Source organism: Streptomyces phyllanthi, from assembly GCF_009377205.1.
In the GTDB taxonomy this organism is placed as follows: Bacteria; Actinomycetota; Actinomycetes; order Streptomycetales; family Streptomycetaceae; genus Streptomyces; species Streptomyces phyllanthi.
Genome location: NZ_VJZE01000047.1, coordinates 1 through 13,741, shown reverse-complemented (window position 1 = coordinate 13,741; position 13,741 = coordinate 1). Strand labels below are relative to the sequence as shown.

The window sequence follows — 13,741 nt, the reverse complement described above, 5'->3', positions numbered from 1 at the left end:
CGAACCAGTGTGCCCACCCTGAACAGACGCCTCCGTTCACCCACCTGCGGCAGACGCGGCAGGACTGTGCATCCTGGGCACCATGACGAACCCCGAAGGCCCGTACGTGAAGGTGCACTTTCGGCTTGAGATCGAGGACGACTGGCCCCCCGGCATCGGTGGAGAGCCTGTGGGCCGTCGACCAGGGCGCCGGCACCGCGCGGCTCGACAACATCCCGTGGTTCGGCAGTGGACTTGGCGGTCATGCTGGCCGACGGCGGGGAGGCGATCGCCGACCTGGCTCTGCTGCGGGACCAGGCCGAGGTGTTCGGCCCGGTCGCGTCCACTCCCACAGCGTGGCGACTGCTGGCGGGTATCGATCCGGCCGCACTCGGCGCTCTGCGCGCAGCCCGTGCCGCCGCCCGCGAGGTCGCCTGGCTGCAAGCCGACGAGAGGCGGGAGGCGATACCGGCCTGCCGTGCAGGCGGACGCGAACTGCCCGGTCTGGTCCTGGACATCGACGCCACCCTGGTCACCTGCCACTCCGAGAAGGAGCACGCGGCGCCGACTTACAAGCACGGTTTCGGCTACCACCCGCTGCTGTGCTTCCTCGACAACACCGGCGAGGCGCTGGCCGGTCTGCTGCGGCCCGGCAACGCCGCGGCCAACACCGCCGAGGACCACATCACCGTGCTCGACGCCGCGCTCGCCCAGCTCCCCGATGCCCACCGCCACGGCACCAGCATCCTCATCCGTGCGGACAGCGCTGGATCCGCCAAAGCGTTCCTGGCCCACATCCGCGCCCTGCGCTCGCGCGGGATCCACACATCCTTCTCCGTCGGATGGTCCATCACCGAACCGGTCCGCCGAGCGATACGCCAGCTGCCCGACCAGGCCTGGCACCCTGCCCTCGAACAGGACGGCACCCTGCGGCAAGGCGCCCAGGTCGCCGAGCTCACCGGCCTGGTCGACCTACCGGGCCTGCCTGAAGACACTCGGATCATCGTCCGCCGCGAGCGCCCGCATCCCGGCGCTCAGCTGTCCCTGTTCGATCTCGACGAAGGCATGCGCCACCAGGTCTTCCTCACCGACACCCCCTACGGCGAAGGCTCCTTGCAGCACCTGGAAGTCCGTCACCGCGCGCACGCCCGCATCGAGGACCGCATCCGCTGCGGCAAAACCACCGGCTTCGGCCGCTTCCCCTCCCGACACTTTCACGTCAATCAAGCGTGGCTGGAGCTGTCCCTGACCGCCCTCGACCTGCTCGCCTGGACCCGCCTCCTGCTGCTGGAGGGCGAACTCGCAGCCGCCGAGCCGAAGAAGCTCCGCTACCGGCTGCTACATGCGGCTGCCCGTATCACCCGCGGCGGACGCCGCATGCACCTGCGGATCGCCGCGACCTGGCCCTGGCGAAACGAGCTGACCAGCGCATTCGCCCGCCTAGCGGCGCTGCCACGGCCGGCCACCTGAACGTCGGCACCGTCCCTGCACGCCCACGACCCGAGGAACCCTGGAGAAACCGACCCACGCGTCGGGCCTCGACCATGCCCGCCCGGCAGCCAGCGATCAGAAAACCCACTTCACAGCCATCACTCCAGCTCAGCCACCCGAAGCGAAACGGGGAGGTTAAAGCAGCAGAATCAGCGTGCGGCAGGGGCCACGCGTCGGTCATCCTGAGAGGCATGCCGAACCTTGCTCATCCCCTCTTCAGTGCCCCTGCCGAGACGATCGATGCCGACATGGTCCAAGGCTTCCTGTCCCTGGAGTTGGAGGAGAGCTTCACCATCGATTACAAGCGGAACATCGAAGCTGCAACGGACACCATTGCTGCAATGGCCAACACCCACGGTGGCGTAGTCCTCATCGGTGTCGACGCACACCCTAAGGACAAGCACCTCCCGGGTGACCTGATCGGCGTAAAGCCAATGGACAAGGATCGACTGGTCAGCAAGATGGCCACGACCCTCGACCCGCCCTGGTGGACACCCGACGTCACCCCGGTCACCGTCGATGGCAAGCTTCTGTTGGTGGTACGGGTCGACCCCGACGGTGCGCCCCGGCCGCTCCTTCACCAGGGGGCAGTCAGAGTCCGGCTCGATGGGCGCAACGAGATTGCGGACCGGCGCCTGGTACAGGTCTTGTTCCAGCAGGCGGCCGAGGCGCCGGTTCTCAACTACGCCAGTGACCCGCGGTTCGCGCCAGACAATGGGGGAATTGAGAACCGGGACGCCTATCGCGGCGCGCCTCCGGACCTGGTCATCCGCGCTGCCGCATCGAGGCCCCTTCGACCAGACGCTGTCCGGCCCCGATTGCACGGTGCGACAGTTGCTGCACTCATCAAGGCGCTCGGCGGGTCAAACACTCACGGATGGCAAGGTGTCAGCCAGAGGATGGCATCGCTTGCACAGCGAGTGGACCCACAGGAGATCCCTCTTGGGTGGGCCATCGACCCAGAACGTGGGCACGCGGGGTTTGTCAGACTCGAAGCAGGACACACACTTCGCCATGACCTGCGCTTCAGGGACCCAGCTCTACGGATGGAGTGCACTGCCTCAATTACCGGTGCTGGCACCAGCCTTGAAGTCTTCTTCGATCTGCTCTTCTGGTCCAAAGGCCAACTGGTCGCGGGTGATCTTTGGGTCCAGGCTTGCTACGAAGCAGTCCACAGTCTCGTGCACGATGCCCTGCCCAGCCTCACGGAGGGCCTGCTCGGCACTGCTGCCCTTCCCTCGCCGCCCATCGAATTGCACATCGCCCCCGGAAAGCAGCACGCGCCCTTGAGCGCACTCAACCTCGACTCCCTCGGTCAGAGGACAGGGGGCGGCGACGTTCGTCGCGGTAGTGATTTCCTGCGCGAGGACCTTGTAGCTATCGGCGATCTATCGGGCACCGTGATGGATGCTCTGCGTAACATCGCGCTCGACTGGCGCTACCTACACCCGACGCTTCCTCCCCTCGCGGTGTGACAACGCCGACGAACGCGGCGGAAAAATACGAACGCCTACGGACCGTCAGCGCAGGTGAGACGCACCCCAGCCCAAGCCCGCAGCCCTTCCCCAGTTACTTCGGGACGAGGAGGTCGTCGCCCGACCAAGGTCTCGCCGCCATGCTTCCGTCGGCGTGGCCTGCTCTGACCGACCACATGGCAGCGTGCTGGCGGGATCGCCCGCTGGAACAGCTCCCACAGAAAGCCAGCATCCGAGCAAGGCAGACCTGGAACACTGCATCAACAAGATGAATGACGCTGGACTGACCGATTCCTGCTACCACAGTCAATCCACTTTGCGTCATTCCCGGCCCCTGGAAAGACCTGCCAATGCTGCTTCGGATTTCGCGGAAGCGCCTCAGTCCTGAACGGCACCTTTCCGTTCCTTATCGTTCTCGAATGCACCCCCGAAGAATCGGAGTAGTTCAACCCAATTTCCCAATCACAGCTATCATTTCCCACAATACTTTCGATCCGGAGATTTCCCGGATCCTCGCCATTGCCAAGGTTTATCACATTGTCACGGAAGAAGGGATTCCCATGCCGCTCGGTTGGTTCACTGATTCTGGCTACCGGCTTATGCTCGGTGAGATTGAAAAAAACCCCAATATAGCCACCGCCGCCTTGAGGTGGCACCTGTACGACCGCCACAGCCTTCGATGGGGAACACTGAATCACCTTGGCCCGCAGATCAGTCACGGTCAACGGAGCCTGCCTATCGCTCTGCAAATGCAGGTTGAAAACGTCTGAGTAAGTCTGGTCGCCCGTACCGGCGGTGGGGTACTCGACCATACGGCCGCCTATGGAAGAAAGGTAGGACCAGAGTTCATCTACTTCAGCAGACGAGAATTCTTTCATGCGCTTTTCTTGCGCAGACGTCAAAGGGCGATCAAATACGAAGTCGAATGGCGTGACCGTGGGATCAAAAACCGGCTCAGTTACTTGAGCGGTGAACGGCTCACCTTCCATGTCGAGCCTTTTCTGAGCCTCATCTTCTCGACGGACTGAAGAGTTAGAAAACAAGAGACTAAAGTAGTTCTCAACAAGCAGAGAACCTAGAAGAAGGGCGATTGCCACGCTGGCCAAAATGCCAAGCAGTAGCATTCTTTTCTTTTTCGGCAGACCGCGAGAGTCTGGAGAGTAGTGATCCACAAGGGTCGTGATGAGTTTTTGCTCGTCTCGGGCCGGAGGTTCAGGTGGCGCGCTAGGGTTGGTCGACAATTCTGTCCCCCTGACATTCGGTTCTCCAGGCCTTGCACTGAGCAGTCCAGCTCGCTCACCCAGTCCACCCCGCCGAAACTCTCCGGCGGAGATGGCTCGCAGCTGCTTCTCTTCAGACTCGACTGCCTGATCTGTCAGGCTGCCGTGCTCGTGCCTCCATGTGCTCTCAGTTGTACAGGCGGAGTTGGCCAGCTGAGGTCAGCTCGGCTTGCCTGGCGACGACCAACTCGCCGCTGTCAACTACAACTTCGATGTTCACAGACTGCCCTCCTTGTAGGCGTGGCGGAAGTGAACTGCATGGTGACGTTCTCATCGAGCACTCGAAAGTACGCCACGATCTCTGTTGTGATGCGCTCGAAGTCGCTCCCGGGATCATCGTGCCAGCGGCGAGCGAGGGGCGCTTCGCTCTGACACCCACGAGTGACATCAACGACGCCCGAAGCCAGCACTCCTGGGGGCCCGACGCGACCGGGTGTGGCCGAGTGGTTCTCCGGCACTGCCGAGGAGCGATCGCTCTCCGGAATCGGTGGTCAGTGGACCGTGGACTATCTGTGGACTCGCCTCGACCGGTCGGCCGTCCACAGGCCCGCGACCTGCTGCGTCACTCCCAGGCGATGCGGCCTCCGGAGCCGTGTGCGCAGGTTTGAATGCGGCCAAGCCACGTCACCCTCCTCCAGCGCCTTTATGATCTTCGCGTTGGCTGCTTCCTCGTGGCCAGCCGCTAGCATCGGCCGATGACGTCACATCAGGCGAATGCCGCGTAGGTCACCGCGCGAGGTGAGGCCCACCGTGCCCCATGGGCAAAGCGATGGTGCGGTGAGCACGCTGCTCATCAGCGCGTGTCCTGGACCGCCCGCGTGTGCTGCCGTTCACACGTGCCTCTTCATCGATGGCCTCGACTTCGTTGCGCGCAGCGATAGCAGAATGGCCGGCCTCGATCCGAGGCGACTGCTCCGCCCAGGCGGACCGCTCTATCCGACGGACATGCCGCGCATAGTGGATGTGGCAACCCAGGAGCAGCCCGAGCCAGGGCGAGACAAGCTGACTATCCGGGTCCGGCTCCGGGGCGAGACGGTCATCTGGTCCGACCTGATGTACCCGGGCCTCGATGGCAGGCCCATCGAGGAGGTTCGTTTCCGCCTGGAGCAGTACCTGGGCGAGGTCGAGCGGGCATACGCGGCGTTGCAGGGCCACCCCTTTGGTCAGTAGTTCGGGGCGAAGAGGTCGTGCCAGACCCGTGCCAGATCGTGCGGGGAACCACGGGGAACACCGGGGAGCCAACCGACCTCCCGCCAGGCGCCGACACCGCTCCACCGCAGGTCAGCCCCGGAGCAAGCCCCAGATGCCCTTAGCTTCCCGAGCTGAGAGCGCTATGCGGTGACCAACCTGATTACGCAGGAGTATCCGCTTCTCTCATCTGGGCAGCTCGGCGCTGGGGGAGGGCTACCTTCGGCGAGGGGGCACATCGTGTCTGCGTGTCGGACAGTGCTTGGCACTTTCATCGGCGAAAGCGCAGAGCTGGCCGATGAACTCTCGGTAGCTGTCCGGGGTATCGCAGTCCTTGCTGGGCGGCCCGTCGATCCACTGCTGCCAGAGTCCATCCGGGGCGAGGAACCGGGCCGCGTGGTCAGTACCAAGCTTGGCGTCCAGCATCAAGAGCGCGCCGAGAGCGGCTTCCTGGTCGTAGTAGAGGTCCGGGCGAGGCAGATAGCGGTCGAGGTAGGCGACCAAGGGGTCGGCGTCAGCAGGAGTGCCGAAGGCGGCGAGAGCGACACAGTACGCGTGCCCCGCGTAGGGCGCTTCACTGGCGAGCAGGAGTTCGCCGAGACGTTCCCGGAACTCGGTTCTATCGGCAACGGCGATGAGCCAGGCTGCCGTCTTGCCTTCTCGCCATCCTCGGTCAAGCAGCACGCCCAGTTCACCAGGACTGATCTCACCGGCGGCCTTGCCCAGCTTCTGCAGGAACTTGGCTCGGTCGCGCCCACTCATACCGAGAAGGCCGCCGCCAAGTTTGAGGTATCGCCGATCGGGCGTGACGTAGCGGCGGATCAACTTGGCCCGCTCGGCCTCTTCGTCGGTGCGACGCATGGCAGCATCCTCGTACGGACGAAGCCGTCAGACCAGCAATCCGGCCGGTTGGGCGCCTCAGCCCCGCGTGTCCATCCGTCTCATTCAGCCACGTTCACTGCCGTTCGGGCGAGACCCGAAGCCGTCCCCGCGTCGACAGCCAGCCGCCCATGAACCCAGGTGAACGCCCCTGCATACAGCCCACCACCCCACCAACACAGTTGGAAAGCGGTTGGTGATGCAGAGCTTCAGCAGGTGTCTGGTCGTGGCGAGCCCGGTTGGGTCTGCCGAACGCCGGTGCACGCCACCAGCGTGCTGCCGTCCTCGTCGAGAAACAGCATGAAGACCCACGATCTGTCGGCGGTCCTGATCTGGCCCAGTCGAACCGGTCGGCCGTGTAGGTCGAGGCGTTGCACGGCCCGCGCCAAGCCGGAGGTCTCGATGCCCCTCCGAAGGGTATGACGGAGTCGGCGCCCGTAGACCGTCGCGAGCGACTCGGCTGACGTCGTTCCGTCCCAGACAACGTAAGAAGCGCCGGTGCGGAGAGCAGACAGAGCGGCCAACGACGTGTCGTCTCCACCGCCCAGTAGCTGTTCGAGTTGCTCTCGCTCCATGCCGTCACCCCCGGTCCGGATCCTGCTGTACAGCAGCGAGGTACAGCAACCCCAGCAACCGGCAGCGCCCCGCACCGGCCCTCACGGGTTCTCCCGCAGCCTGTATGACCTTCAATGACCGATCTCTGCAGAGCTACGGATCAGAAGGTCACGGCATGAGGCGGCCCGGATTTTTGGGCCGTCCCGGCCGTCCGATGTCGCTCAGCAGTGGCCGACAACGACCAATGACGACCACTCAGGCGTCGGGGAATACCACCCGGACCGGCGAAAACGCAGCTCACCCAAGATCCCAGGCAAGACCCAGGGCAAGAAGACATAGTCTTCGCGCTTCCAGTGTCCACGTTCAGCGACGTACGTCACGTGACTGTCGGGAGGTGTCAGGGCGGTGTCGGGCGGCAGGGTCATCGTCGCCGCCAAGGTCTCAGGTGCAGTTCTTCCATGCGGGCAATTCCCGGGGTCCGGGGGCGAGATGCCCTCTTCCAACTGCCCCAGGCCCCCCGCGAGAACAAGGCACTGATGACCAGGCCACGGATGGTGCTTGGGGCATCTTGTCCATTTACGGCGCTGAGCAAGCCGCCGATGGCACAGACGATGAGGAACAGGGCAAGGAAGGACCAGATCGCGATCTTCATGTCGGGGAACGGTATCCGGCCCACTCCGACCCTTGAGACGCAGGGGAGCAACACCCCGCCCAACCTCAGATCACGTACCGACCCTCAGGGCAGAAGCCGAGTACGACCAGGTCGCATCGGGTGCAATGGGTACGGCGGTACAGCAGCGGAGTGCAGCAACCGCCGTGACCGCAGGCGACCGCCAACAGCCATTGGCCGACTGACCAGCTCAACAGACCCCGATGACCTCCCGCCGAAAGTTCTTGGCGAAGGGGTCGTCGTGCCACAGCCGTGCCAGATGCAAGGGTCAGCCACGGTCACCACGGGTGCTTAGCGGCGCACCCGTGGCCGCTAGTCCCGGCAGCAAGGCCGCAGGGCACCGGAAAGGCGTCCCAGCCTCTCTCCTAAAGCGGGCGTCGCAAGTTCGAACCCTGCCGGAGGGGCCCTCTCGCTATCGAGCGTCCGAGCACCCATCGGTCTGTTTGCTTGCCTGCGCTCAGCCTCACGACCGTACTGTTCCCGTGTAGCTTGGGCTGTGCATCAGGTTGTAGTTCAACTTCAAGCCCAGCTTGACTTTGCGGACCACGCGATGAGTCACTCAGGTCGGCTCCGTGACATGGCCCAGCCTGGGGGCAACCAGGCTGGGCCAGCGCCCGCGGAGCAGTAGGTGAGCCTGGCCGTGCAACATACGGCCAGGCTTACCGCCGCCCTACTTGCTCCGCGAGGGCAATGACCGCCACCAGAAGGCTGAGCGCCGACAGGATCACTTGCCAACGATCCGGGTCAGGCCACTTCCTGCCGGCCTTCTTGAACGATCGATCCCTCATCGCTGCCCCTCTCTTCTCTGGGCACCCCGATACCGGGGAGCTTCGGCCGACCTGGCTGCCAGCCGGGACGCTACGGAGGAAGAGGAGCAGCGCGTAGAGCGTAGCGCGCCAACTCGCCGCCATGTGGGGCCTCTTGTGTGCCCTGGGCTCCGTCAATAAATATCGCCGTACTTACGCGCATACTTATTTCGGAACCTCTTCTTGTTCGGGGGTCATTTTTGACCTCCAGCCCCCAGAGAGGCCGCCAGACGGCCGCTCAGCGACTGAACGTGTTCAGTCAATTCCTCGAGCTCACCATTACGCCGCTCACGGCGTCATGATCCTTGTGATGAGTGTCACATTAGACGCGAAGTTGTCGCATACCACAGATGCATCAGGTGAGCCGAGAGAGCTCCAACCGCGGCTTCGTCCTCGTCAAGCGGGAGGACGATGGCCGACGGACCTGCCAGACACTGCTGGGGTGTACCGGTCGGCACGTCTGGTGGCGCTGGGCCGACCAGCCGGAGGGGCCGCTGGAGGCTTGCCCGGTGCCCGAGCTGTTCCGGTGACATCCAACGCTGACATCAACGTCCCCGGACGACGGCGGCCCACAGCAGCCCTGGACGGCACCGGTTCACGAGGCGAGCCCCGACCAAGCCGAGGGAAGCTCGAACTCCTAAAGCGGGTGTCGCAGGTTCGCCCCCTGCCGGGGGCACCAGCTCAGAGGCCCCTCACCTCCCAGATTGTTGAGGTCAGGCGTCTCTGACATGCAGGTTTGCCATCAACGGGGGCGGTCACTGACGGCCGGGGCGCCTCCTCAGCAGTCGGCTTATGTGGCGGACACGTCGAGGTCGACCCGCCGGAAGATGGCGTTGCCTTCGGCACTCGCTGCGCCTGCCGCGGTCGCTGTCAGCTCTGTTTCTCGCCGAGCGCTGTGCGCAGCCAGTCCAGGGAGCCGGTCTCCAGGATCGCGTCGGCGAGCTCCTTCGCGCTCTTGGTGGTGAGGCGTCCGCGGCTGTTGTCGATCCACCGCTGGGCATTCTCGTAGCCCTGGGCCTTGTACTCGATGCCCTGGATCATGCATTCCAGCTTGTCGGCGTCCTGGGCGCAGATCGCCTCGGCGGACTCCTTCGCCTCGTACTCGGCAACGAGTTCCCGTACGGCCGAGGCCAGGATCTCGGGCATACCGGCGACCTGGTCGGCGGTGACCGCCTGTGGATCCGCCCCGGTGGCGTACTTCTTCCCGATGTAGTTCACGTCACCGGTCCGGGTCTCCTGGGAGTCGTGCCACACCGCGAGGAAGGCCGCCCGCTCGGGATCGGCACCCTCGAGCTTCGCGATGATCGTCGCGATGAGGGCAGTACGCCAGGAGTGCTCGGCGACCGACTCGGGGTCGCGTACGCCGGCCATCCACCACCCGGTGCGCCTGGTCTGCTTCAGCGTTCCCGCCTCGTACAGGAACCTCGCCACCGCGGACAGGTCTTCAGCCACCGTCGGACTCCTCTCACGCCTCGGCGAGGCGGATCGCGTACCGGATGTTTTCGAGCTCCCGGCGCCCGCGCAGCGAGACCTCTCGGCTATCCAACATCACGGGGAGCCCATCGCGCAGGGCCCGGGCCGCCGCTCCCGAACGCAGCAGGTTGGGACGGATCTGGAACAGGGACCACACGGTGTGGATGTTGAGATCAAGTAGTTGAGGTTGGCGGCCTCGCCGGCATCGTCACGGGTGAGGGCTGTGTCGATGAAGTGGCTCATGCGGTCCCGGTCGCCCCGGCGGGCGGCGACCGCCGCGACGGACCGGGAGTTGAGCCAGCGAGTGAGCCAGTCGCTTGGCCGCTCGGTGCTCTGCTGATACGCAAGCCATTCAGAGGTGTCGGCCTGATCGTCGTACCCGGAGAGGTCGCCGCTGCCCCGGCCGGATGCTGCGTAGGCTGGCCGGGGCAGCACCGTCCCCGAACCACCCGAGGAACAGGCCCCCGTGTCCATGCCCCGCCGCCACTTCCAGGAGCTGCCCGCCGAGGTCCTCCAGGCGGTCGCCGACAAGACCGGCTCCGTCCAGAGCGCCCGGACCGCCGACGGCGGGAGGAACTCCGGCATCGCCGCGTTCCTGGATACCGACAACGGCCCGGTCTTCGTCAAGGGCGTCCCCGCCGGCCATCCGCAGGCCCCGGCGCAACAGCGTGAGGCAGCGATCAACCCGCACCTGCCCCGCGCCTGCCCCCGGCTGTACTGGCACATCGAGGTGGACGGTTGGATCCTCCTCGGTTACGAGACACTCACCGGACGGCAAGCCGACTACACGCCCGGCTCGCCCGACCTCCCCCTCGTCGCCACAGCCATCGCCGAGCTCCAGGACGTCACCGCCCCGGCCGACATCGACATCAAGGCCGCCGAGCAGCGATGGGCCGCTTACGCCCCACCCGGCGCCGCCGGCCTTTTCGCCGGGGACACGTTGCTGCACACCGATCTCGCTCCCGACAACATCCTCATCGACCAGCGGGCCCACATCATCGACTGGGCGTGGCCAACCCGCGGCGCCGCCTGGATCGACCCGGCTGTGATGATCCTCCGCCTCATGGAAGCCGGCGGCACCGCCGAGGAAGCCGACGCGTTCGCGCGCTCCCTCCCCTCCTGGCAGGCGGCCGACCCTGCAGCGAAAGCCGCGTTCGCAGCGGCCAACGCCGCGCTCTGGCGGACGATCGCGGAAGAGGACAAGAGCGCGTGGAAGCAGAGCATGGCCATCCAAGCCGTCGCGCTGTCAGCGTTCCTCAACCGCCGATGACATTCCCACGCTCAGGCCGCCTTGGTGACCTTCTCGCGGTCGAAGGCGTCGAGGGTGCGGGTGAAGTCGCGGGTCGACAGCAGCAGCTTGTAGATGATGGCGAGTTCGAAGACGAGCAGAAGGGCGCCGGAGACGATGGTCGCCCCGATCACCTCGTCCAGGAACGGGCCGATCATGAAGACGCCCATCTGGAACTCGACGCCACTGATCAGATGAGGGCGGACACGGTGGCGCAGCAGGAAGGACCGGGCACGCAGATAGGCGGGGAAGCGGCGGCGGAACTCCTGGTGCAGATCGACGACCTGGGTCTGCGGCACCGTCTGCGCCGGCACTTCACCACTCGACTCCGCCTGGCCCGGTACCCCCTGGACCGGCACCCCATCGACCGGCACCCCATGGACCGGCGTCCCCTGACTCGGTACCCCATGGACCGACGCCCCCTGGGCCGACTCCGCCCGCGTGGCCGCTTCGGAGGCCGCGCGCAGGTCCTGCTCGACATCGGCCTCGGGGTTCTCGCGCAGCAGGTCCTCCATGAAGGCGAGTTCCCGCTCGTTCTCGGCACGGCGGGCCTCCCGCAGCCGGGCCTTGATCTGCTTGCGCATGGAGTGGCGGATCTTGAAGATCTCCAGTGAGTTGATGTAACGCAGCGTGTCCAGGCCGATGACGGCGGCGGCCAGCCAGATGTACAGCGCGTCACCGGTGCGCTGGTACTGGCCGGCCATCAGCGCGACCGCGCACAGCGCGACCCGGATACGGTCGAAGACGAAGTCGAGCCAGGCGCCGAAAACGGAGCCCTGCCCGGTGAGCCGGGCGAGCTTGCCGTCCATGCAGTCCAGGACGAAGCTCAGGTGGTAGATGAGGCCGCCGAGGGCGAGCCACTTCCAGTCGCCGAGCGCGAAACAGGCCGCCGAGGCGATACCCAGTACGAACGCACCCCAGGTCAGCTGGTTCGGCGTGATTCTCGTCCGTCTCGCGGTGAGCCTGACGAGAGGCGTGGCGACCGGGTCGACGAGCAGCACCGTCCACCACGCGTCGCGCTTCTTCTGCGTGATCCGGCGTACCTCTGCGAGGTCGGGTATGTCTCGGCGCATGGCTCAACTTCCTGGCGTACGAATCGAGTACATCTCCACCTTGGGAGCCGTTCACCCGAGGTACAAGAAGTTCCTGGCGCAACCTTTCACAGGGGGTAACGGTCGAACTGTTCAGTGGGGTCGATGGAATGACACCACGAGGCGAGCGTTATCCGAGCGTTATAGATATATCCGACCGTTACCCAATATGCGCAAGGACATCACGACTGGGGAGCAACCATCCCGCTTGCCGGTTGTGCCCGCAGTTGCGCCTTCAGTCCTGCCCGCACGCACGCCCGCACGCATGCCCGCGCTCACGCCCGCAGTTCCGCCTCGATCAGATCGGCCGCGCGCCGGGTGCCGCCCTCCTGCGCCGTGTCCCGCTGGATCTCCTTGAGCCTGCGCGCGGCATCGGGGTCGTCGACGAGGGTGAGGACCGCCTCGCGCAGCTTCTCCGCGGTCGCCTCCTCCATCGGCACATGGCGGGCCACACCCAGCGCCTGGAGCATGTCCGCGTTGCCGAACTGGTCGACGGCCTGCGGTACGGCGACCATGGGCGTGCCGGTGGCGAGCCCCTCCTGGCTGCCGCCGGCGCCCGCGTGCGTGATGAACGCGTCGGCCTGACGCAGGATCGCCAACTGCGGTACGTGGTCGCGCACTTCGACATTGCCCGGGACCGGCCCGAGCTCCGCCGGATCCACGTGCTTGCCGATCTGGAGCACCATGTGCCAGCCGGGCAGGTCACCGAAGGCCTTGACGCACTCGCGGTAGAAGCCGGGCTGCTTGGTGAAGGCCGAGCCGAGGGAGACGAGGAGGACCTTCTCCGCGCTCTCCGGCCGCTGCCAGCCGCCCTCTGCCGCGCGGTCGCCCTGGCAGGCGCCCACGAAGGAGTGCACCTTCTCGTCGACCCGGTCGGCATGCGGCTGGAGGGCCTTCGGGATCAGGACGATCGAGCGCGCGGGGCGGCCGACCCACGGGTCGGGGTGCTCCGTGATCCCGTTCTCCTCCAGCCAGGCGTGGAAGCGTGCGTAGTACGCCCTGCCGCGCTCGGTCTTCCTCGGCTCGGCCCACATCGGCTCGGCGACCTCCTCCTCGTAGCCGTCCCAGGCGACGAGGTTCGGCGAGAGCGAGACCGCCCTGACGCCCCAGCGGTGAGCGAGGACGCGGGCCGGATACGAGGCGATGTCGTGCAGGACGAGGTCGGGTTCGTCGCCGTCGTACGCCTCGATCAGCTGCGGCAGGGCCTGGATCGCGTCGTCCAGGAACGGCTCCACGTTGTCGAGCAGCGTGGTGCCCCACGCCTCGGGGTCGTCGTCGGGGGACGGCAGCGTCGAGTGCCACAGCCTGGGCTCGGCGCCGGTCTCGGCGACCTTCTCGGCGAACGCGGGCGGGATCGCGTACGTGACCCGGTGGCCGCGCGCGACCAGCTCGCGGATCACCTCGAGGCTGGGGTTCACGTGGCCGTGGGCGGCGATGGAGAACATGGCGATGTGGGAGGTGGTCATGACGCGACCCTAGGCGAGACGAGACGTCTCGTACAACTCGATTCCAGCCGTTCCCCGATCACACCCGTTTCCGAAATGCGCCGCCCCCTCGACCTACGCC

9 protein-coding genes and 3 pseudogenes are annotated in these 13,741 nt (G+C 65.8%); 6 read left to right on the top strand and 6 right to left on the bottom strand.

The annotated features are described in order from the left end of the window. Window positions 1–82: 82 nt before the first annotated feature. From FNH04_RS49610 to FNH04_RS10045, 3 genes and pseudogenes are all read left to right on the top strand, one after another. A pseudogene (locus FNH04_RS49610) lies at window positions 83–236 on the top strand (DUF4265 domain-containing protein); the annotation flags it as partial. After that, window positions 226–1,449: pseudogene (locus FNH04_RS10050) on the top strand (IS1380 family transposase); the annotation flags it as partial. The pseudogenes FNH04_RS49610 and FNH04_RS10050, both read left to right, overlap by 11 nt. A gap of 212 nt (window positions 1,450–1,661) precedes the next feature. Then, window positions 1,662–2,945, top strand: a complete 1,284-nt coding sequence (locus tag FNH04_RS10045) for an AlbA family DNA-binding domain-containing protein (protein WP_194236616.1) — start codon at window positions 1,662–1,664, stop codon at window positions 2,943–2,945. Between the two features lie 260 nt (window positions 2,946–3,205). Here the strand turns inward: FNH04_RS10045 and FNH04_RS10040 are convergent, their stop codons facing one another. After that, window positions 3,206–4,117, bottom strand: coding sequence for a hypothetical protein (locus FNH04_RS10040; RefSeq protein ID WP_152782502.1), 912 nt, complete (start codon window positions 4,115–4,117; stop codon window positions 3,206–3,208). An 885-nt stretch (window positions 4,118–5,002) separates the two neighbouring features. On the opposite strand from FNH04_RS10040, the gene FNH04_RS10035 reads away from it, so the two are divergent. Further along, window positions 5,003–5,395 (top strand): hypothetical protein, encoded by a 393-nt coding sequence (locus tag FNH04_RS10035; RefSeq protein WP_322722845.1) that lies wholly within the window; start codon window positions 5,003–5,005, stop codon window positions 5,393–5,395. Window positions 5,396–5,629: 234 nt separating this feature from the next. On the opposite strand, the gene FNH04_RS10030 is transcribed toward FNH04_RS10035, so the two are convergent. Then, window positions 5,630–6,274, bottom strand: a complete 645-nt coding sequence (locus tag FNH04_RS10030; RefSeq protein ID WP_152782500.1) for a DUF6000 family protein — start codon at window positions 6,272–6,274, stop codon at window positions 5,630–5,632. A 2,408-nt stretch (window positions 6,275–8,682) separates the two neighbouring features. On the opposite strand from FNH04_RS10030, the gene FNH04_RS10020 reads away from it, so the two are divergent. Then, window positions 8,683–8,853: a hypothetical protein gene (locus tag FNH04_RS10020; protein WP_228031257.1), complete on the top strand. Its 171-nt coding sequence runs from the start codon at window positions 8,683–8,685 to the stop codon at window positions 8,851–8,853. 340 nt (window positions 8,854–9,193) lie between these two features. Here FNH04_RS10020 and FNH04_RS10015 read toward each other — a convergent pair whose 3' ends face one another. Both FNH04_RS10015 and FNH04_RS10010 read right to left on the bottom strand, forming a co-directional pair. Continuing rightward, complete coding sequence (locus FNH04_RS10015; RefSeq protein WP_322722844.1) at window positions 9,194–9,775, bottom strand: HD domain-containing protein; 582 nt, start codon at window positions 9,773–9,775, stop codon at window positions 9,194–9,196. 13 nt (window positions 9,776–9,788) lie between these two features. Next, window positions 9,789–10,183 (bottom strand): annotated as a pseudogene (locus FNH04_RS10010) (transcriptional regulator); the annotation flags it as partial. Window positions 10,184–10,268: 85 nt separating this feature from the next. Here FNH04_RS10010 and FNH04_RS10005 point away from each other — a divergent pair. Continuing rightward, window positions 10,269–11,066, top strand: coding sequence for a phosphotransferase (locus FNH04_RS10005; protein WP_152782536.1), 798 nt, complete (start codon window positions 10,269–10,271; stop codon window positions 11,064–11,066). An 11-nt stretch (window positions 11,067–11,077) separates the two neighbouring features. On the opposite strand, the gene FNH04_RS10000 is transcribed toward FNH04_RS10005, so the two are convergent. Further along, window positions 11,078–12,157 (bottom strand): CDP-alcohol phosphatidyltransferase family protein, encoded by a 1,080-nt coding sequence (locus FNH04_RS10000; protein WP_152782494.1) that lies wholly within the window; start codon window positions 12,155–12,157, stop codon window positions 11,078–11,080. A gap of 293 nt (window positions 12,158–12,450) precedes the next feature. Then, window positions 12,451–13,641 (bottom strand): macrolide-inactivating glycosyltransferase, encoded by a 1,191-nt coding sequence (mgt, locus tag FNH04_RS09995; protein ID WP_152782492.1) that lies wholly within the window; start codon window positions 13,639–13,641, stop codon window positions 12,451–12,453. Between the last annotated feature and the right edge of the window lie 100 nt (window positions 13,642–13,741).